This window comes from Paenibacillus cisolokensis (assembly GCF_018403665.1).
Taxonomy (GTDB): domain Bacteria; phylum Bacillota; class Bacilli; order Paenibacillales; family Paenibacillaceae; genus Paenibacillus_AH; species Paenibacillus_AH cisolokensis.
Map to the genome: position 1 here is coordinate 1 of NZ_BOVJ01000119.1, position 19168 is coordinate 19168.

Genomic DNA, 19168 nt, shown 5'->3' on the forward strand with positions numbered 1-19168 from the left:
TGGCGCCGCCCATGCTGGTACCCGCGATGCGGTCAATGGGGATTCGGTGTCTTTCAAACACCTTTAGCACACCGAGATGCGCAAGCCCTCTGACCGCGCCTCCGCCCAATACGAGGCCAACTTTCCCCATGATGAAGCTCCTCTAAACCAAATTCACTTTACGTCATGGACAGTCGACGAACTTCCCGCTTCCGTGCCCGCTTTCCTTGCCGCTCGATCCTGTTCCTTGTCGGTTCCCATCACATAATCCAGGACAGGGTGAGACACGCCGTACCAAGCGTATTCGTCTTTAAAATGATGCAGCAAATGTTTCTTTTTCATCCACCTCCCCCAGGCTGTCCGGGGAACAACCGGACGATGCGCCGCATAATGCATCCATTGATAATAGAGCTGAAACAGAAGCGTGCCGGTAACGACAGCTACAACGACGGAAAACTGGCGAAACATGAGCCAAACCAGAGGAATGTAAACGGCGTAAATCAAAACGTCATAGTGAACCGGACTGAATAAATATTTCAGCTCCTGCGGATGTTTATGATGCTCGACATGTCCCCGGTACAACGTGGGCATCAGCCTGGGAAACTCATGCAGCACATACCGGTGTACGACGTACTCGGCAACGGCATAAACAAGCGCGCCCAAGGCGAGCGCAAGAATCGTGACAAAGCCGTCAAAATAAAGGCAAGTCAGCGTCACGCCAAGCAGGCTCGATCCGGCAACAAAACGAATGAGGTTGCTGGAAAAATTCGCGATAGTGGGACATCGAGTATGCTCCTTTCGCGATAAATTTCATACATTCCACACAAAAGACCCAAAAACAAAGCGAACGAGAGGCTTACGTTGCGAAGCTTCTCTCAAGAAAATCGGCCAGCATATCTTTCTCCTCACGGGAAAGGTCCGAAATCGATTTCAGAAGCTTGGAAACAAGCTCCGTAATCTCATGGCCCAAATCTTCGTTCAACGTTTGGATCGCCGTTCCCATCACGGTGCCGATAAACATCGTCATGCCCGACTCTTTGCTCGGCGCCTTGCGGACGATATGCTGAATCAAAGACTCGGTCTTGCCTCCGAGCTTTTTCAGATACACCAGCAGCAAGCCGATCATATACGCGCAAAATGAATGCGTGTGTTCATTTTTACAATTTCGTCGATCATTTTCCGAAGGGCCTCGTTCAGACCGGTGTTCTTCAAATCCTTGAGCAGCTTCGAAATGTTCGCAACCGTCTTGTTCCAATCCGTCAGATCGAACGCTTCGCTTCGAGGTTGGTTGAAAAGCTCCGAAGCTTTGGACGTCGGAACGAACACCACCTGTGATCTCCCGGTTTCTTTCGAATTGACTTCATAGCTTCGGGAAATAAAGCCCAGCTTTTCGATTTCCTTCAGCATGTCATAAGCCGTCCATTTGCTGACGCCGATCGATTTGGCCAACGCTTCGTAATGGATGGGCAAATTCGTTTTCTGGTATAAATCCATTAACTTGTGCAAAAACTGGAGACGTCGTTTCGTAAGCGCCACGGCAACACCTTCTTCCCTTCGCATTCGCAACGATGATGTATGTTTTTGGGTTTTTTGTGATTAGTATCGTAGCATCGAAATCGCATAAAGTCAAGAATGAAATGCGGCCTATGCCAAACGGCTTCCTCTTCCTGGTTAACATATTTTCTTTTCAAACGACCTGTGATATATTACAGTCTGTAGGTTTTTTCTGGGTCTTTTTGGTTTTTTGTTTTTGGGTCTTTTGTGTGTTATGAATGTATGGAGGGATTGTCATGTCTTTCAATTTCGATCGGAATGGGGTCGCCATTACAGGGGCGGGCTTTTGTGTGCCGCCATCCCTGTTAACCAATGATGATTTATCCAAGACACTAGAAACATCCGATGAATGGATCAGCAAGCGAACAGGCATTCGTCAGCGCTATATCGCCGGCGAGCCGATGGCTACATCCGATCTGGCAGCCAAAGCGGCTGCCGCTGCTTTAAGCCGTGCCCGATTGTCGCCCGAAGAAATCGACCTCGTTATTGTGGTGACTTCGACGCCGGATTACGCTTTTCCGTCCACGGCTATGCTGGTCAAGCAGAAGCTGGATATCCGCGCGCCTGCATTCGATCTGTCGGCCGCCTGCTCGGGTTTTGTCTATGCCCTCTCGGTCGGCAGTCAAATGATCCGTTCCGGCGCCTACAACAACGTCATGGTGATCGGCGCAGACTTGATGTCGAAACTCGTCGACTGGCAGGACCGGAGCACCGCCGTGCTGTTCGGAGACGGGGCAGGCGCCGTCGTGCTGCAATCCCGGCCCGGCGCACTTCCGTGCTTTTCCCTGCTGGGTTCGGAAGACGGCGGGGCGGAACTGCTCCAAGCGCCGGTCACAGGTCCCATTTCCATGCAAGGCCGAGAAGTTTTCAAGTTCGGCGTTCGCATTGTCGAGACGTTGCTGCGGAAAGCGCTGACCGAGTTGAGCTTGATTATCGATGACATCGCATTGATCATTCCGCATCAAGCCAATATCCGGATTATCGAGCATGCCGCCGAAAAGGCGAACATTCCGATCGATAAATTCTTTGTAAACATTGATAAATACGGCAATACTTCAGCGGCTTCCATTCCGATCGCGCTCACGGAAGCGATGGACCAAAACCGTCTCCGTTCCGGGGACCTTGTCATCCTGATCGGTTTTGGCGCCGGATTGACCTGGGGCGTTCAGGTTATCCGGATAGCCTGAAGCATTTCGTTCCGGATATACGCCGCCATGTCCGCAATGCGCCAGGAACCGGTGAAAAGCGGGTACGTCTCGTACCTCCAGGCCGTCCGTTCGCAACTGGCGCAGCTGCGGAGTTTATTCCTCCTCATAAAAAATCATGTGCGGTTTATCTTCTTTATAATAATCTAACCGGGACTTCAACTTCAGCCCGGGCATCGATCACGTTACGATCGAGCCCCCGTTTACGAACATAATTTGACCTGATATGTAGGATGAATCGTCGGAAGCCAGCAGCACGTAAGCCGGCGCCAATTCAAATGGTTGTCCGGGCCGTTTCAACGGCACTTCCGTTCCGAAGGTTTTCACCTCTTCCGCGGTAAAGGCGGACGGGATGAGCGGCGTCCAGGTCGGTCCGGGCGCCACCGCGTTTACGCGAATTCCGTGTTTGGCCAGCGACAGGGACAACGAACGGGTAAACGATACGATGGCCCCTTTCGTCGCCGTATAATCGATCATATTCCCCATTCCGGAAAAAGCGGTATCCGAAGTCGTGTTGATGATGGAACTCCCGGCGGACATATGAGGCAAAGCGGCTTTGGTCATATCGAAAAAAGAAATAATATTGGTTTGGAACGTATTCATCAGCTGTTCTCTCGTAATGTCCATAATACTGTTCTGATGAAACTGCACGCCGTGATTATTCACCAGGATGTCGATCCGTCCGAAGGTTTTAATCGTGGTCTCGACAACGTAGCGGCAAGCGTCTTCCTCCCTCAAATCCGCAGCAATGGGCAGACAGCTTCGGCCAAGCTTGCCGATCATTTGCTTCGTTTCGGCCGCGTCCCGGTGTTCGTCGAGATACGGAATAACCAGATCGGCCCCTTCCTTGGCAAAAGCTATGGCCACTGCCCGCCCGATCCCGCTATCCCCGCCCGTCACGATCGCCACTTTATTTTCAACTTCCCGCTTCCCGTATAACCCGGATTGTCGGATATCGGCCGGGGATTCATCAAATATTCGAACCCCGGATGCCGGTTCTGATGCTGCGGAGGAAAGACGACCGGAACATTGGTGCATTGCTGCTCCCAACCGATATAAGGATACATCGGATATGCCATTGTTCATTCTCCTTCCGAGAGTGCAATGTCATAACCTATTGTATTTTCGGCCGAAATCAAACATGCCGCCACGGAACGGCATCCCCCGCAAGTGATTGCCCCGTTATTTACAGCGAAATCGATGTTTTCTGCCTGCTACATCAGTCCAAGCGTTTGCATTTCCTCCTGCGTGAACACCCGCGAACGGGTCAGAAACCGTTTACCCTCCGGTCCCTCGAGCGAAAACATTCCGCCTCTGCCGGGCACAACATCGATAATGAGCTGGGTATATTTCCAGTACTCGTATTGCGCCTTGCTCATATAAAACGGCGCGCCTCCAATCTCGCCCATCAGTACGTCGCTGTCTCCAACCAGAAATTCGCCGATCGGATAACACATCGGCGAACTGCCATCGCAACAGCCACCGGATTGATGAAACATGACCGGACCATGCTTCGCTCGCACTACGCGGATGAGCTCCAGCGCGGCGTCGGTCGCCACCACTTTGGGTACGGCAGGGTTCTTATCCATCTTGCTCATGCCCCGCACTTTAGAAGAAGCCGAGAGCGTTCTGACTGTAGCTGACCAGCAAGTTTTTCGTTTGCTGGTAATGGGCCAGCATCATTTTGTGGTTCTCGCGGCCGACGCCGGACATTTTGTAGCCGCCAAATGCTGCGTGCGCAGGATAGGCATGATAACAGTTCGTCCAGACACGTCCGGCCTCGATTTGCCGACCTACACGGTAAGCCGTATTCGCATCTCGGGTCCACACGCCGGCTCCAAGACCATAGAGCGTATCGTTCGCAATCGCCAGTGCTTCTTCTTGTGTCTTGAACGTGGTGACAGCTACGACCGGACCAAATATTTCTTCCTGAAAGACGCGCATTTTGTTGTTGCCGAGGAGTACCGTCGGCTGAATGTAATACCCATCGGCGATATCGCCACCCAGTTCGGCTTTGGCGCCGCCGGCCAGCACTTGCGCGCCTTCCTGCTTGCCAATGTCGATGTAGCTAAGGATTTTTTCCATCTGTTCTGTCGACACTTGCGCTCCGATCATCGTCGACGGATCAAGCGGATTTCCTTGTTTAATCGCGGCAACGCGTTTCAGCGCACGTTCCATGAACTCGTCGTAAATCGACTCTTGGATCAACGCCCGGGACGGACACGTACACACTTCACCCTGGTTCAGCGCGAACATAACGAAACCTTCAAGCGCTTTATCCAGGAAAGCATCGTCTTCGCGGAGCACGTCTTCAAAGAAAAGGTTCGGCGATTTTCCACCCAGTTCCAGGGTCACCGGGATCAAATTTTGCGATGCATACTGCATGATCAGACGGCCCGTGGTCGTTTCGCCGGTAAAGGCGATCTTCGCGATCCGGCTGCTCGAAGCGAGCGGCTTGCCAGCCTCGAGCCCAAAACCGTTGACGATGTTGACAACGCCGGGCGGCAGCAAGTCTTCGATCAGCTCCATTAAAACGAGAATGGTGGACGGCGTCTGCTCCGCCGGCTTCAAAACGACGCAGTTTCCGGCAGCCAACGCGGGCGCCAGCTTCCAGGTAGCCATCAAGAGCGGAAAATTCCACGGGATAATCTGACCCACAACGCCGAGCGGCTCATGGAAATGGTATGCGACCGTATCGTCGTCGATAATGCTGATCGATCCTTCCTGCGCCCGTACCGCTCCGGCGAAATAGCGGAAATGGTCAATCGCGAGCGGCAGATCGGCGTTCAGCGTTTCGCGAATTGGCTTGCCGTTTTCCCACGTCTCGGCGACGGCCAGCAATTCCAGATTGGCTTCAATGCGGTCGGCGATCTTGTTCAAAATATTGGCGCGCTCGGCAGGAGACGTGCGGCCCCAGGCCGTTTTGGCATCATGCGCAGCATCAAGCGCAAACTCGATGTCTTTCGCATTGGAGCGGGGAACTTCGCAGAACACCCTGTTGTTCACCGGGGAGACGTTTTCAAAATATTCCCCGTCAATCGGCGGAACCCACCTTCCTCCAATATAGTTCTCATACCGGTGTTTGAATACAACTTTCGATCCCGGTTGACCTGGTGACGCGTACACCATGAAAATACCTCCTTCGTTTTTTAAAATAGTGCCAGCATTCTTTGCCTGTACCATAAATATGGTCCCGGACCGGCTTTCATGCCAGGAACATAAACAGAAGGAGGCGTCATAATGAACTTATTTGCTCGCTAAAAATAGGGCGAGAAAGGCTCGAGTTGTGCGACTGGCGCAATCCCGCCGGCCGCCTTATGGCAGGTTAAACGCGTGAATGAGCGCATCGCTTCATTGAGGCTCAAGCGCGCGGCGCCTCGCCCTTCTCGATCCAATCCTCGTAGGCCGGGCCCATCATATCGGGCACCCGCAGTACCGTCATTTGGCCGCGATGATGAATGGTAATGTACGGCCATCTCTTCGCAAATATTTGCCAATCTGTCAATCAGAATGTCTGGCTCGAGTACGGTCAGCGAGCGGCCATAAGGCAGCAAAAAATACGGCACGTACTTCAGCAAGGAATGAATATGGATTTCCAGCTCGTCTGCCAGCTGTTGGGCCGTCATTCGTCTGCCCGCCCGAAGCATCCACAAAATGGACAGCATGTTCGTCGATTTGGACATTTCCGCCTCCCTTATCTTTCGGTCCACGTTGTTCGGACGTATCCGATTTTCATTCCGATCCGTTCCATATTCCGATGACTTTGCGATAAAAAAGCACATTGGCTTACAGCCAGTCTGCAATGGCGATGCGCGGCTTCCGCGATTCTTCTTTTCAACAGCATTTGATGCAATCCCTGATTTCGAAACTCCGGCAATGTTGCGGCAAATGTCAAGGAGGCGATGCCATCCTTCCTATAAATGACCGCCACCGCCGCCGGTTCGTCATTCATGTAAGCGATAAAAAACTTCCAGCCGGGCCGGTTGTACAACACTTCGTTATTCGCCGCGACATAGGGGATTCCGTCGTCCGATAATCCGGTGCCTCTGCAATGAATAGTCGCATAGAGATGAAATTGATCTTCCCGAAGCTCTTCAATTCTGATCTGTTCCCGGTCGTCGTCTTGGAATTCTGTCGGTTCGATATAGAGGGAAGTATGGAATCCGGACTGATAAAATCCGCGATCCGACAAGCGCTGCAGCACTTGCTGATCTGCCAACGAGGGGACGATTTCAAACTGGGCTTTCCGGTCTCTCGTGCGGTAAAATCGATGATCCGGTCTATGTATTCGATATCGGTGCTTGTTATGCCTTTGACCGTATTGAAGGTGGCCCATGGCATAGTCCTGCTGTATAAACATAAGGCATTTCCGAACCGCTCGATTTCAATTCCTTCGGGATTATGAGGTCTGCTCCGAATGGCTGTCATGCGATCAAGCATGTAATCGGCTTCCGACGAAGCGATTTCTTGAATCCGCTGATGGGATGGAAGGGAGGAAATCATAGTTCACCTCGTTATCGTTCTATTGCGGGCAAAACGCGTTTACCACGCGGCGACCTGTCCGTCTGTCCGGGGTTCCGTGCCGCCCACAAGCACCCCGTTCTCCAGTCTCCATATGATCTGTCCGCGTCCGAACGTCGTGGAATTCAACGCCCATTGGGCGTCATGGCCTCTGCGAGCCAACGCTTGCACGAGATGGGCCGGCGTCTGATGCTCGAACTCCACCGTCTTGCCCTTCAACCATTGCCACCTTGGCGCATCAAGAGCGGCCTGCGGATTCAGGCCGAAATCCAGCAGGTTCATCACCACCTGCACATGCCCTTGCGGCTGCATGAACCCGCCCATCACGCCAAAAGGACCAACAGGACGATCCTTATGGGTAATGAAACCCGGAATGATCGTATGGTAAGGCTTTTTGCCCGGCTCCAGTCGATTGGCGTGCGACGGATCAAGGGAGAAGTTGTGACCGCGGTTATGCAGCGCGATGCCCGTACCCGGCACCACCAGTCCCGAACCGAATCCCATGTAATTGCTCTGAATGAACGAAACCATATGACCGTCCGCATCGGCCGTGCACAAGTAGACGGTCCCTCCTTGCGGGGGCTCGCCCGGCGCGGGCTCCAGGGCGCTGCGTCCGATCAGCCGTCTCCGTTGTTCCGCATAAGAGTCGGACAGCAATGCCTGAATCGGTACATGCGACCGGGCCGGATCGGCGATATACTTCTGCCCGTCCGCAAACGCCAATTTCATCGCTTCCAGCTGCTTGTGATACGTGTCTACCGTGTCTCTTTCGTCAAAGTCGAAGCCCTTCAAGATGTTCAGCGCGATAAGGGTAACGAGCCCTTGCCCGTTCGGAGGGATTTCCCAAATGTCATACCCGCGGTAATTGACGCTGATCGGTTCGACCCATTCCGGCCGGAACGCTTCCAGATCCTCTTTGCGCAAAAGCCTCCGTATTGTCGCGACAAACGGTCGATTCGCTCGGCCAGCTCGCCGCGATAGAAAGCTTCCGCATTCGTCTCGGCGATGGACTTAAGCGTTTTGGCATGATCCGGCAACCGGAACAACTCGCCGATCTTCGGTACGTTGCCGTTATGCGTGAACGTATGGAACCATTCGTGAAACGGTTCGCCGACCAGCTCGGTTTTGAAAATTTCGTATGCCCGTCCCCAGTAGTTTCCCGCTGAAATCGGATAGCCTCGATCGGCGTACTCGATAGCGGGAGCCAACACCTCTGTGAGCGGCAGCTTGCCGAAACGTCTGGAAAGCTCGGCCCATGCGGCCGGTGTGCCCGGAACCGTCACCGGTATCCAGCCGTATTTGGGGATTTCGTTCACTCCCGCCCGTTTCAGCGCCTCAATCGAGAGGCTGCGGGGAGCGGGGCCGCTCGAATTAAGCCCATGCAGTTTGCCCTTGTACCACACCAAGGCAAAGGCATCGCCGCCGATCCCGTTGGAGCCCGGTTCGACCACGGTTAGAGCGGCGGCCGTGGCAATCGCCGCATCGATGGCGTTTCCGCCTTTTCGCAATATCGCAAGTCCGGCTTGAGCCGCGAGCGGCTGCGAAGTGGCGACCATGCCGCGGTTCGCATATACGGGGGTTCTTCGGGAGGGATACGGGTAGTACTGGGAATCGTGATTCCTCATGGCCTTCAACTCCCTTGCATGAATTAGAGAAACTAGAGAAACTAGAGATTGCGCACGTGGGGCAGCACTTTTTCCTGAAACAATTGCAACCCTTTGACCACATCTTCGTGCGGAATTTTGGCGATTTTGAAATTGAGGCTGAATATGCCAGCGCCCAATTCCTTGCGCAAAACTTGATCTGCTCGACTACCGTCTCGGGCGAACCGCAAATCAGAGTATGATTGCGAATTCTGTCGTCAAAGCTCATCTCGCCCGCTTTGGCTTGAGCCTCGTTGAACCGGCCCGTTTGCGGCTGACTGTCTCGGCTGTTGTCATATTTCGATTTTTGCAGGATGAGCTGGCCGGCTTCGTGCTGGGCTTTGGACAACACATGGTAAAATAGTTTTCGCCGGCTTCCAGCAATTCGCGGGCCTTTTTGTCCGTTTCCGCAATGCAGGCATGAAAACCGACGAGAACATGCTCCGGCGTCGGTTCCCATCCTTCAGCCCGGGCGGTGTCCACATAGGCCTGGATATTCCGTTTCGCATCGTCGATTGACTTTACCCGAATAATGCCGATCATCGCCCGTTTTTTGGCCGCGTATTTGGCGGATTCGATGCTTCCGCCCGAAAGGAGAATGTTGGGATGGGGCTGCTGCATCGGACGCGGCCAAATCGATACCGCACGGTACTGATAATACTTGCCTTCCCAAGCGAACGGTTCGGGTTCGGTCCAGCATTTGACAATGAGATCACAGGCTTCTTTGAACCGTTCCCACGATTCGTCCGGAGGAATGTTGTAAGCCATATACTCATGCGGAATACCGCGCATCAATCCGGCAATCAGCCGTCCGCCGCTCATCACGTCCAGCATAGCATATTCTTCGGCTACGCGAACAGGGTTGAGCAGCGGGACCAGGTTGCCCAGTACGGCCAGTTTCGCATGTTGCGTCCGGTAACTCAACGCGCCGGCAATCAGATTCGGGTTCGCCATCAGACTGTATGGGCTCATGTGATGCTCGTTCACGGCAAGGTAGTCAAAGCCGCACTGCTCTGCCAGAACGATTTCCTTCAAATACGTATCGTACAATTCGTGACCGAGTCCGGGATTAAATTGTTTATTGGGCGCCGGCCAGCCGGTCGGTGAATCGTTAGCGTCCAAATACGGCATCAAATGGAAGAATAAAAATTTCATATCTGCTCGTCTTCTTTCCGTGGAATCAGAAACAGTTCTCCATAAGTGAAAAAATCTTTCACCACGCGAACGAACCGTTCGGGCTGATCTACTTCAATCTGATGGGCGGCATCATAAATGTAGAAGAGATAAGAGGTTCGGATTTTCGCTTTCAGCATCCGCAAGCCTTCTGCCGGAATGATGCCGTCCTCCGTTCCGGCCAAAATCAGAGTCGGCATCGAAATTTCGCCCGATCGCGACAACAACTCCTCGTCCAGCGAGACGAATTCATGGTAGAAGTGAACCATTTCCCTGTTCCTTTTTTGACGGACGCCGGTTTTCCGATAGCGCGGCACGTTCCGGATGGGCATACATTTTCCGCCGAATGGTTTCCGGATCGCCGACGAGACCGCCCTGGCCGTTAGGACGAAAGCCTGCGGGGGCTTCTAAAACCAAGCGGCCGACGATTTCCGGATGCAGCACCGAAAGCCATGCCGCAACCCAACCGCCAAAGGAATGGCCGATCACGTCCACCTGCCTTTGTTCCCCCAGCGCATGAACGACGAACTGCGCGGACAGGCGGGCCAAATCCTGCATCGAGCGGATATGCTCTAAGACCGGGGTGTCATCAAAGCCGGGGAAAACCGGAATGAGCACGCGATACGATTCCGCGAGCTTCTCCAAGGCGGTATTTACACTTACGCCTCCCGCGCTGTGCAAATACAAAACGGGACTGCCCTGGCCGGATTCCCAATATTCCATAACGCCGGAAGGCAATGAAACTTGTTTCTGCGTAAAAGTGCCGGCTTGCGCTGTCATCGATCGACGGTCTTCCTTTCCTGTCTATAAATGATATTCCGGTTCGGCCTGCTTTTTGTTTTCGTAGATGGCCGCATAAATGTCGTTTTGAATTTTCAGCAAACCCGCGTCACCGCGTTCCCTCGGTCGCTGATGCGAAATGTTGAAAATTTGCTTCAACTTCCCGGGTCTCGGAGACAGGAGAACGACCCGGTCGCCCAGGAAAACGGCTTCGTTCACATCATGGGTGACAAACACAACGGTTTTCTTCTCCGCCTCCCAAATGTTCAGCAGATCGTTCTGAAGCTGCAGCCGGGTCAGATGATCGACCGCGCCGAACGGCTCATCCATCAGCAGGACGTCCGGACGGTTGGCCAAAGCCCTTGCCAGTCCGGCACGCTGCTTCATCCCTCCGGAAAGCTGGTGAGGATATTTGTGCTCGAAGCCGTCCAGTCCGACCATGGTCAAATATTTCTGCACCGTGTTCTTTCTGTCGGCCTTTTTCACCCCGCGAATTTCCAATCCTAATTCGACATTTTCAAACACCGTACGCCAAGGATACAAAGAGGGGTCCTGGAATACGACCCCCAATCTTCTGTCCGGCCCCTGCAAGATCTTGTCGCCGTAAACAATTTCTCCGCTTGTCGGCAGCTGCAGTCCCGCCAGCATTTCCAGCAGCGTGCTCTTGCCGCAGCCGCTCGGCCCTAAAATGCACAGAAATTCTCCGTCGTGAATCGTTAAATCGATGTCTTCCAGCGCGACGGTCGGAACCGCTCCGCCGTATACTTTGGACACGTGTCGAATGGAGAAACCAGCCATAGGCACACCACCACCGCGCGTTTATTTTTCGGGATGAACCGCAAGTCGACGATTTTGCTTATATCGTAGATTTGATCCTGGAAACCCAGCTCAAACTGTATGTCTTGCGTATCCTTCAAGGCGTCCGCATCGACGTCGGGATTGTTTTCCCAGATCGGTTCCTCGCGTTCGAACGCTTTTACCAGCACATCGCGATCGATTTTCATATGCTGCACGACGTAGTCGAGGTATTCGTCCAAATTGCTTTTGGCATAGTCCTGGGATTTGAAGTAGGCGCGCAGCGTTTTTCGACCAGATCCGGATGCTTGTCGATAAACTCGTTCCGCGCGGACAGCACGCCGGTATGGAAAGTCGGCAAGTAATCCCATCCTTTGGCGAGCAGCTTGGCTTTTCCGTTTTTCTCGGACAAGGACACAAAAGGTTCGTGAATGATGGTCGCGTCCACCTGCTTGGATTCCAGACTGGCGAACGCTTCGTTCATCGTGCCGTTGGCGATAAAGGTGACGTCGTCAGGCTCGACTCCGTTTTGCTTCAGGATATACCGGGTATAGACGTCCAGACCGGTTCCGAACCGGCCGACGCCGACCTTCTTCCCTTTCAAGTCCGCAATCGTCTCGATCTCCGGCTGCCCGATCAGATAAAACGGACCTTTCGTTCTGAACATCGAGGAGACGATTTTGAGCGGCGCACCCTTGCCCGCTCCGATGATGGCCGTCGTGGTCGGCATATCCGCGATGTCGACGTCTCCGCTGGACAAGCCGGCGACCTGATCGGTCAGCTCCACAAATTGAATATCGACGCCTTCTTCGGCAAAAAAGCCTTTCTCGGCGCCAAAGCGCACAGCCAGACCGCTTAACCCGCCCAGCGCGGCATATTTAACGGGTTCCAGCTTCGGCTGCCCGTCTTCCTGCGCCCCTTCCGCCGCCGTCGTTTGTTTGCCGCCCGAGCAGCTCGCAAGCAGGCTCGCGAATACGAAAAGCAGCATGACAAGCAAGAGGGCTTGTCCGGTTTTTCCGCTCTTTTTCATGGCATTAACCACCCAGTCTGCAAAATTTAACGTTCCGAAGGTTCCTCAGGACGATTTCCATCTCAGAAACACTTTTTTCTCGAGCAAATTGATAAACGCGATAATCAGAATCGAAACGACGGTCACGACGGTGATGAGCGCAAAGACCCGGGCCGTGTCGTAAAGCGATGTCGATTGGACCAGCATGTTGCCGAGCCCTTCTTTGGAGGCCAGCATCTCCCCGAACAAAGCGCCGATCAGGCCGGACCCGGCCGAAACCCGCAATCCGGCGAAAATCGAAGGTACGGCCGACGGCAAGATCACTTTGGTGACGGTCTGATAGGATGTGGCCTCGAATACGCGCGCGACTTTGAGATAATTTTCCGACGTCTGCTTGATGCCCGCTACGGTGTTGTAAATAATCGGGAAGATGCAGAACAAGAACACGACCGCCACTTTATGAACGAGGCCGATTCCGAGCCACAACGTCAGCAGCGGAACGATCGTCACTTTAGGGATGGCCATCAGCGCGGACAGGAACGGATTAAAGAATTGTTCCGCTCTGGACACCAGCACCAGAAACAGCCCGATTCCAAATCCCAAGACGACCGACAGGCCAAACCCCAGCGTGAATTCCAACAGCGTGACATACAGATTTCGGAATGTTTCGCTTTGCTGGAGCAGCTTGACCAGTTCCTGGACCACCTGAGTCGGCGCAGAGAGGTAGAGTCTGCCGACGATGCCCTTTTGAACCACAACCTCTACCGTTCCGAGAAACAGCACCAGCAAGAGTATTTGTCCGGCAACGATTCTCCACAATATTCCACGCTCACTCATGCTTGCGACTCCTTGATTTTTGATAGATTCGATTACGGTTTCAGGATCAGTTTTCCGAAAATCTCCCGCTGTTCCATCAAACGATGAGCTTCGCGCGCTTCTTCCAGCGGAAGGACGCGATCGATGACCGGCTTCAATTTGCCGCTTCTGACCCAATCGAGCAACGTAAGCAGATCGCTGCGCTCCCAGCTGGTGGAGCCGATGATCGTAATTTCGCGTTTCCAGACATAGCGGAGGTCGGTTACCGCTTCGAACCCGGTCGTCGCTCCGCAGGTCAGGATGCGTCCGCCTTTTTTGCATGCGAGAATGCTTTTCGGCCAGGTTTCTTTACCGGAATAATCGACGATGACGTCAGCCCCTTGTTTGCCGGTAATATGCCATGTTTCATGGGAAAAGTTCACCTTGTTGTAGTTGATCAAATAGTCGGCGCCCAGCGCTTTCAATTTCTCCAGCTTCTCGTCCGATCCGGCGGCGGCGATGACCGTGGCGCCTATCGATTTGGCGATGAGCACGGCCGCATTGCCTACTCCTCCGCTTGCTCCCAGGATGAGTATCGTTTCGCCCGCCTGCAGCTTTCCGCGCGTAACGAGCATTCGCAAGGCCGTACCGTAGGCGATTGGAAGGGCAGCCGCATCCTCGTCGGAAATATCGTCCGGCAAAGGAATGCAGTTGCCGGCCGGCACTTTCACATATTCCGCCAACCCGCCTTGCAGATCTTCGCCCAACGCTCCGAATTTCGGGATTTTCGGGTCGATGAGCACCCTTTGTCCGACTTGTACTTCCGTGACGCCCTCTCCCAGCTCGGCGACAATCCCGACCACGTCTCCGCCCGAAATATGGGGCAGCTTCAATTGTCTGCCCGGAATTCCGCGACGGACAAAGATGTCAAGATGGTTGAGCGCGCAAGCTTTGACCTGAATGAGCACTTCTCCCGCTTGCGGTTCCGGCTTCGGATATTCGCCGATAACAACGTTGTTCAAATCTCCATTCTCTACAATCAGAGCTGCTTTCATAGAAGAAGATACCCCTTTCTCAATTTGCGTTTGCATCGTTTTCGTTCAACAAGCTTGTCAATTTGGTCCGGTCAACCTTGCCCGTGCCCGTCAACGGCAGCTCGTCCAGGAAGTAAACTTCGCGCGGATACGCATAGGCGGCTCCGTGCTGAAAGAAGTAGTCTTGGACGTCTTTCGCAGATAATTCCGAATCTTCAGTCGGAACGACGAAAGCGACAGGAACCTGACCTTTAACCGGATGCGCCTTGGCGATGACACAGACATTTGCGATGTTCGGGTGCTTCAATAACAGGTTCTGAATTTCTTTCGGGTAGGCTTTTTCACCTCCAATATTGATCATGTCATCCTTCCGTCCGGCGATATAGGCGTATCCTTCCTCGTCCAGGCGAACCAAGTCCCCTGTCTTGAGCCAACCGTCCGGCGTAAACCGGCTGGCATTGACTTCCGGAAGGTTCCAGTATCCTTTGGCGACCCCCGGGCTTTTCACCCAAAGCTCTCCCACCTGGCCCGGCGGCAAATCTTCGCCGTCTTCCCCTACGACCCGCACCCGGCAACCCGGAAGCGGATGTCCCGGAGACCCTTGCCGGTTATGCGCGCCTCTGGAACTGGAGAATACGACCGGACCGCCTTCGGTTAATCCGTAACTTTCCAGAATGTCCACGCGCAAATTCCTCTCCAATTCCTGCACCAGCTCGAGAGGAACCTCCGACGAACCGCAAAGAATGAACCGCAGCGAAGACAAATCGTAATGAGGATTTTCCTTGTAATAGGACAGAATCATCTGGTACATGGCCGGGACGCCCGTCATAAACGTGCAGCCTTGCGTTTGCACCGATTCCAGAATGTTTTTCGGATCGACACCCGGCAATAGAACGATCGAGGCGCCGGCCCGCAAGCTCATCTGGATGTTCACCATCGCATTGGCATGATACAGCGGCACCGCAATCAGCGCCCGGTCTTCGTGGCTGACTTTGCGCACCGTCCGCAGCGCTTCGGAAATCCAGTACTGCCCTCCGTGGGTCAGCATGCAGCCCTTCGGTTTTCCGGTCGAACCCGACGTATAAGGAAGATAGCATACGTCTTCCGCTCGCACTTCCGCCACCGCCAGCCCGGCAGGCTGATCGGCAAGCAGCTCGTCATACGAATGAGCGGGAAACAAGGAGGTGCTGCCCGCCCCGATATAGTGCTTCAGCAGTCCGGCTTCGTACAGGCGGGATATCTTTTCCTCGAACGAGGCATGAAAGACGATCGCGTCCGCGCCGCAGTCTCGTATGATGTAAGCCAAATGGTCGTCGCCGAGCTTGACATTGACCGGAACGGGGATGGCCCCGATTCGCATAATGCCGAATATGATTTCAATAAAACGCAAGTCGTTGCCGAAGAAGACGGCGACCCGGTCTCCTCGTTTCACACCGAAGGACTTAAAGAGATTGCCGGCCTTGTTCATTCTGTCGTTCAATTCGGCGTAAGTCCAAGTTTGTTCCCCGGAGATGAGTGCTGCCTTGTCGGGATGGAGCCGGACAGCCTGATCGATCAGCAATCCGAAATTGGACGCCTTCATGTCAATGTCACCTTTCCCCTTGCATCTGTATGCATTTCCTTGTGCGCCTTATATGTTGAATCGGTAACGTCCGCCGAGAAGATGCGCTTCCTCTCGCTTCAAGCCTCCCGATAAACCGACCATAAACGGGCCTTCCCCGCGTTCCGCCAGCGCGTCGGATACGATTCCGGCGCCTGCCGGCTTGCAAAACTTCAGATTCCCGCCGGGCAGCTTCAGCGTCCGGCATTCGGCTTGAATGGATTCGTCCGTCACGACGTCGCCCAAAGCAAGGCCGAACCACCGCGACCAATCCGCCGCCGTTTGGAAATCGCGAACGGCGAGAGCGACGTAGGAAAGCTCGACGATACCTGACGGATGAGGGGAAATGACATTCCGTTTCGCGAGGTCATGTCTTCGTTCCTCATCGTTCTCCTCCCACTGAATGAGGAAGGGCAGCGGAAACTGCTGATCCGGATGCGCCAAGTACAGCTGCTGCCATCGAACGGAGCTGCCGTCCGGTCTTTTGCGGTGGCCCTGCACCGGCCCGATCACCTCGAATCCCTGTTTCGCGTAACGTTCGGCATCCTCTTCGATCCGGTTGGTCCGAATGGCGAGACGGACAAAACCTTCGGCGCAGGAAGCATTGGCGATCGTATGAAGCAAGCTGTGAGGTGTCCGGTTCCGATCCGCCAGCTGCTTGTCAAAGACGCCGATCAGCTCGATGTAGCTTAAATCGAAGCAACACAGGGCATTGTAGGTCCCCCGTTGTTCATGCCGTCCGCCTTCGACTGCATGGAGTCCGGTCTGGCGCAACAGACGGATCGCTTCATTCGGCTCGCGAACGTAATGAATGAGATGATCGAATTCGAAGCTCATCCCTGTTTCCCCTCGCCCGGAGGAGATGATTTTCCGGCCGCCGCCGTACTGTACAGCCCCCGTCCGATGGCGATCGTTTTGCCTTCCGGGTTGGCGATGACAATATCGCTGATGCCTACCGATCGGCCGAGTTTAATGACATGAGCGGAAGCGATCAAATCCTCTCTGCCCCCGGCGGATAAATAATCGACCCGCATATTGATGGTCGGCAGTGCCGTACCCAATATCGCGGCAAATACGAAGTCTCCGGCAATGTCGATGAGCGACGCGATGATGCCGCCATGAATATGTGTTCCGCTTGCCCCCGCCAAAAATTCTTCTTTGAAAGGCAGGCGCAGCGTTATCGTATTTTCCGAGATGCTTTCCACCGTAATATTTAAAAATCGATGAAAATTGGATTTGAGGAGCAATTCGGATAATTGATCTTTTGTCAAAACAGACACTGCTTTCCCCTCCTGCCGGGTATTTTCTTAAAAAAATAAGGCCCCAATTCGGGTGATCGCGATCACCTAAATTGGGGCCTCCAGTATGTCTAGTCGGCCGCTAGATGCTTAATAATATAATTCCAATTGGAATAGTACTTTTAAATCATACCACAATATTTCTTATAGTCAATCCGTCATTTTTTGATAAATAACGTGTTTTTTCGTGAAATTTCGAGCCGTATTTCGTACAGCCTTCGCCATATACATAAATAAAGACTGTCGACACTTTCCGTCAACAGTCTGATTCGATACCTGTTAGTTATAGAACGACGGACAAGCCGCTTATCTCTCGCAAAACGCTTTGCAGCACTGGGAGTCCGCAAAATTCGCATTTACGGAAGCGAGCCGCACGATCTGCGCGGCATGTTGCGTAAGCTTAATAGCCACGCGGAGATCATGTTGGCGATCTCGTCCCCCCTTATTCCTCTGCCTCTGCCTGTGCCTGCGGAAGCGGACTTCCCGCTTTAATGAGCACTTTGTTGCCGAGCATGATCAAGCTTTGGACAACAAGCAGGACACCGGTCCCGATCAGCAGCCATTCGATTTCGATGACATCGGCTATCGGTCCGAACACCAGCATGCCGAGCGGCATCATGCTGCTTGTGATCATTCCGAACACGCCAAATACCCGGCCCAAATAATTTTCCTCCACCTTCTCCTGAAGCAAAACGGTAGACGGCGTGTTAAAGACCGGCATGGCAATGCCGATCATCCCCATCACGACGAGGTATAGCCAGAACACCGGGATAATGCCGAGCGCAAAGGTACAGACGCCCGTCGCCAGATTCGCCAGCACCATCGTATAAACTCTGTTTTTGAAGCCGCCCCACGAAGCCATCATGACGCCTCCGGCCATCATGCCGATCGAGAACGTGATTTCAATGGCTGTCAGACGCCAGACATCGTTGCCGAAGCTGCGCGTCACTTGCAGCGGCGTCAGAAAGGCGACGGGAGCGGCCAGTATCATGAAAATGGCGACAAACAGAAAAAATGTTTTCACGTAATCGTGATTTTTAATATAGGCGAAGCCTTTCCGCATATCGTCGAAATAGCTGATCTCTTGCTTGTCTAGCGCCTTCGCATGAACTGGCGCCTTCAAAAACAGAAGCAGGATCGACACCGCAATGGCCGCCGTCACGACGTCGATGAAGAAGATGGTTTCGATGGGGGCCATCGTCATCAAAGCGCCGCTAAGCATCGGCGACGCCAGCATGACGAGCGATTGGAGGCTGCCGTATGTCGCGTTCGCTTTGGTCAGCTTGTCTCCCGGCACAAGCTGCGGCAGAAAAGCGCCGACCGCCGGCGTCTGAACGCCGGTCCCGAGCGCGCGGACCGCGGAGACGACAAAGAGCAGCCACAGCGCATCGTAACCGATAAGAAACAACATCGCCAAAATAAGCGTCGAGAGGGCAATTAAGGAGTCGGATATCATAATAAGCTTTTCCGGTTGTAGCGGTCGGCCCATACCCCTGCGAAGGGGGAAAGAAAGAAGGTCGGCAGAAAGCCGCAAATAATGAAGATCGTCATCATAACGCCCGACTGCGTGTTTAAGGTGATATACCACATAATCGCGTACTGCACGAGCGACGACCCGAAGAGCGAAATCGTCTGGCTCGCGAGAAAGAGGGTAAGATTCTTTTTCCAATTTCGATACATATCCAACCTGCTTCTCCCCTTATCCGATTCGTTTCATCATTTCATGCGCCGTCTGCGGCTGCGAACATCTTTTCCATACAATTCCGGGTTTATACGTTATTG

At 53.6% G+C, this 19168-nt stretch carries 20 protein-coding genes and 4 pseudogenes; 1 reads left to right on the forward strand and 23 read right to left on the reverse strand.

What is annotated here, in order from left to right; genetic code table 11:
* From PACILC2_RS16355 to PACILC2_RS28775, 4 genes are all read right to left on the reverse strand, one after another.
* Window positions 1-130: patatin-like phospholipase family protein (locus PACILC2_RS16355; protein WP_213529614.1), on the reverse strand; the 130-nt coding region annotated here is incomplete at its 3' end.
* 23 nt (window positions 131-153) lie between these two features.
* The gene (locus tag PACILC2_RS16360) at window positions 154-696 is read right to left on the reverse strand and encodes a sterol desaturase family protein (protein ID WP_213529551.1); all 543 of its coding nucleotides are present in this window, start codon (window positions 694-696) and stop codon (window positions 154-156) included.
* Window positions 697-835: 139 nt separating this feature from the next.
* The gene (locus tag PACILC2_RS28770) at window positions 836-1105 is read right to left on the reverse strand and encodes a hypothetical protein (RefSeq protein ID WP_307860614.1); all 270 of its coding nucleotides are present in this window, start codon (window positions 1103-1105) and stop codon (window positions 836-838) included.
* Window positions 1102-1515: a LexA family transcriptional regulator gene (locus tag PACILC2_RS28775; RefSeq protein WP_307860615.1), complete on the reverse strand. Its 414-nt coding sequence runs from the start codon at window positions 1513-1515 to the stop codon at window positions 1102-1104. Before PACILC2_RS28775 ends, PACILC2_RS28770 begins: the two co-directional genes overlap by 4 nt.
* A gap of 254 nt (window positions 1516-1769) precedes the next feature.
* Here PACILC2_RS28775 and PACILC2_RS16370 point away from each other — a divergent pair, with 254 nt between their 5' ends.
* Window positions 1770-2720, forward strand: coding sequence for a beta-ketoacyl-ACP synthase III (locus PACILC2_RS16370; RefSeq protein WP_213529554.1), 951 nt, complete (start codon window positions 1770-1772; stop codon window positions 2718-2720).
* 198 nt (window positions 2721-2918) lie between these two features.
* Here the strand turns inward: PACILC2_RS16370 and PACILC2_RS16375 are convergent.
* From PACILC2_RS16375 to PACILC2_RS16455, 19 genes and pseudogenes are all read right to left on the reverse strand, one after another.
* Window positions 2919-3817 (reverse strand): annotated as a pseudogene (locus tag PACILC2_RS16375) (SDR family oxidoreductase).
* Window positions 3818-3952: 135 nt separating this feature from the next.
* A complete protein-coding gene (locus PACILC2_RS16380; protein WP_372447152.1) occupies window positions 3953-4327 on the reverse strand; it encodes a DUF779 domain-containing protein in 375 nt (124 codons plus the stop codon).
* Between the two features lie 19 nt (window positions 4328-4346).
* Window positions 4347-5867, reverse strand: coding sequence for an aldehyde dehydrogenase (adh, locus tag PACILC2_RS16385; RefSeq protein ID WP_213529560.1), 1521 nt, complete (start codon window positions 5865-5867; stop codon window positions 4347-4349).
* Between the two features lie 232 nt (window positions 5868-6099).
* Window positions 6100-6198, reverse strand: a pseudogene (locus PACILC2_RS29765) (DinB family protein); the annotation flags it as partial.
* A gap of 234 nt (window positions 6199-6432) precedes the next feature.
* A complete protein-coding gene (locus PACILC2_RS28780) occupies window positions 6433-6957 on the reverse strand; it encodes a GNAT family N-acetyltransferase (protein WP_307860616.1) in 525 nt (174 codons plus the stop codon).
* 323 nt (window positions 6958-7280) lie between these two features.
* Window positions 7281-8884 (reverse strand): annotated as a pseudogene (locus PACILC2_RS16400) (gamma-glutamyltransferase family protein).
* A gap of 41 nt (window positions 8885-8925) precedes the next feature.
* Window positions 8926-9054 carry a hypothetical protein gene (locus tag PACILC2_RS28050; RefSeq protein ID WP_280515331.1) on the reverse strand — a complete coding sequence of 43 codons (129 nt, stop codon included), beginning with the start codon at window positions 9052-9054 and terminating at the stop codon, window positions 8926-8928.
* A 73-nt stretch (window positions 9055-9127) separates the two neighbouring features.
* Complete coding sequence (locus PACILC2_RS16405; protein ID WP_213529564.1) at window positions 9128-10057, reverse strand: LLM class flavin-dependent oxidoreductase; 930 nt, start codon at window positions 10055-10057, stop codon at window positions 9128-9130.
* Window positions 10054-10344, reverse strand: coding sequence for an alpha/beta fold hydrolase (locus PACILC2_RS16410; protein ID WP_213529566.1), 291 nt, complete (start codon window positions 10342-10344; stop codon window positions 10054-10056). Before PACILC2_RS16410 ends, PACILC2_RS16405 begins: the two co-directional genes overlap by 4 nt.
* Window positions 10325-10855 (reverse strand): alpha/beta fold hydrolase, encoded by a 531-nt coding sequence (locus PACILC2_RS16415; protein ID WP_213529568.1) that lies wholly within the window; start codon window positions 10853-10855, stop codon window positions 10325-10327. The genes PACILC2_RS16410 and PACILC2_RS16415 overlap by 20 nt, the downstream gene beginning before the upstream one ends.
* A gap of 24 nt (window positions 10856-10879) precedes the next feature.
* Window positions 10880-11653, reverse strand: coding sequence for an ABC transporter ATP-binding protein (locus PACILC2_RS16420; protein WP_062493857.1), 774 nt, complete (start codon window positions 11651-11653; stop codon window positions 10880-10882).
* Window positions 11572-11892 carry a hypothetical protein gene (locus tag PACILC2_RS27095; RefSeq protein ID WP_244863570.1) on the reverse strand — a complete coding sequence of 107 codons (321 nt, stop codon included), beginning with the start codon at window positions 11890-11892 and terminating at the stop codon, window positions 11572-11574. Before PACILC2_RS27095 ends, PACILC2_RS16420 begins: the two co-directional genes overlap by 82 nt.
* Window positions 11856-12680, reverse strand: coding sequence for an ABC transporter substrate-binding protein (locus PACILC2_RS16425; protein ID WP_244863571.1), 825 nt, complete (start codon window positions 12678-12680; stop codon window positions 11856-11858). Before PACILC2_RS16425 ends, PACILC2_RS27095 begins: the two co-directional genes overlap by 37 nt.
* A gap of 45 nt (window positions 12681-12725) precedes the next feature.
* Window positions 12726-13496 carry an ABC transporter permease gene (locus PACILC2_RS16430; RefSeq protein ID WP_213529570.1) on the reverse strand — a complete coding sequence of 257 codons (771 nt, stop codon included), beginning with the start codon at window positions 13494-13496 and terminating at the stop codon, window positions 12726-12728.
* Window positions 13497-13528: 32 nt separating this feature from the next.
* Window positions 13529-14509 (reverse strand): zinc-binding dehydrogenase, encoded by a 981-nt coding sequence (locus tag PACILC2_RS16435; RefSeq protein WP_062493865.1) that lies wholly within the window; start codon window positions 14507-14509, stop codon window positions 13529-13531.
* A gap of 19 nt (window positions 14510-14528) precedes the next feature.
* The gene (locus PACILC2_RS16440; protein WP_213529572.1) at window positions 14529-16070 is read right to left on the reverse strand and encodes a class I adenylate-forming enzyme family protein; all 1542 of its coding nucleotides are present in this window, start codon (window positions 16068-16070) and stop codon (window positions 14529-14531) included.
* A 48-nt stretch (window positions 16071-16118) separates the two neighbouring features.
* Window positions 16119-16925: a VOC family protein gene (locus PACILC2_RS16445; protein ID WP_213529580.1), complete on the reverse strand. Its 807-nt coding sequence runs from the start codon at window positions 16923-16925 to the stop codon at window positions 16119-16121.
* Window positions 16922-17368, reverse strand: coding sequence for a PaaI family thioesterase (locus PACILC2_RS16450; protein ID WP_062493872.1), 447 nt, complete (start codon window positions 17366-17368; stop codon window positions 16922-16924). Before PACILC2_RS16450 ends, PACILC2_RS16445 begins: the two co-directional genes overlap by 4 nt.
* Before the next feature lie 460 nt (window positions 17369-17828).
* Window positions 17829-19066, reverse strand: a pseudogene (locus PACILC2_RS16455) (MFS transporter).
* Between the last annotated feature and the right edge of the window lie 102 nt (window positions 19067-19168).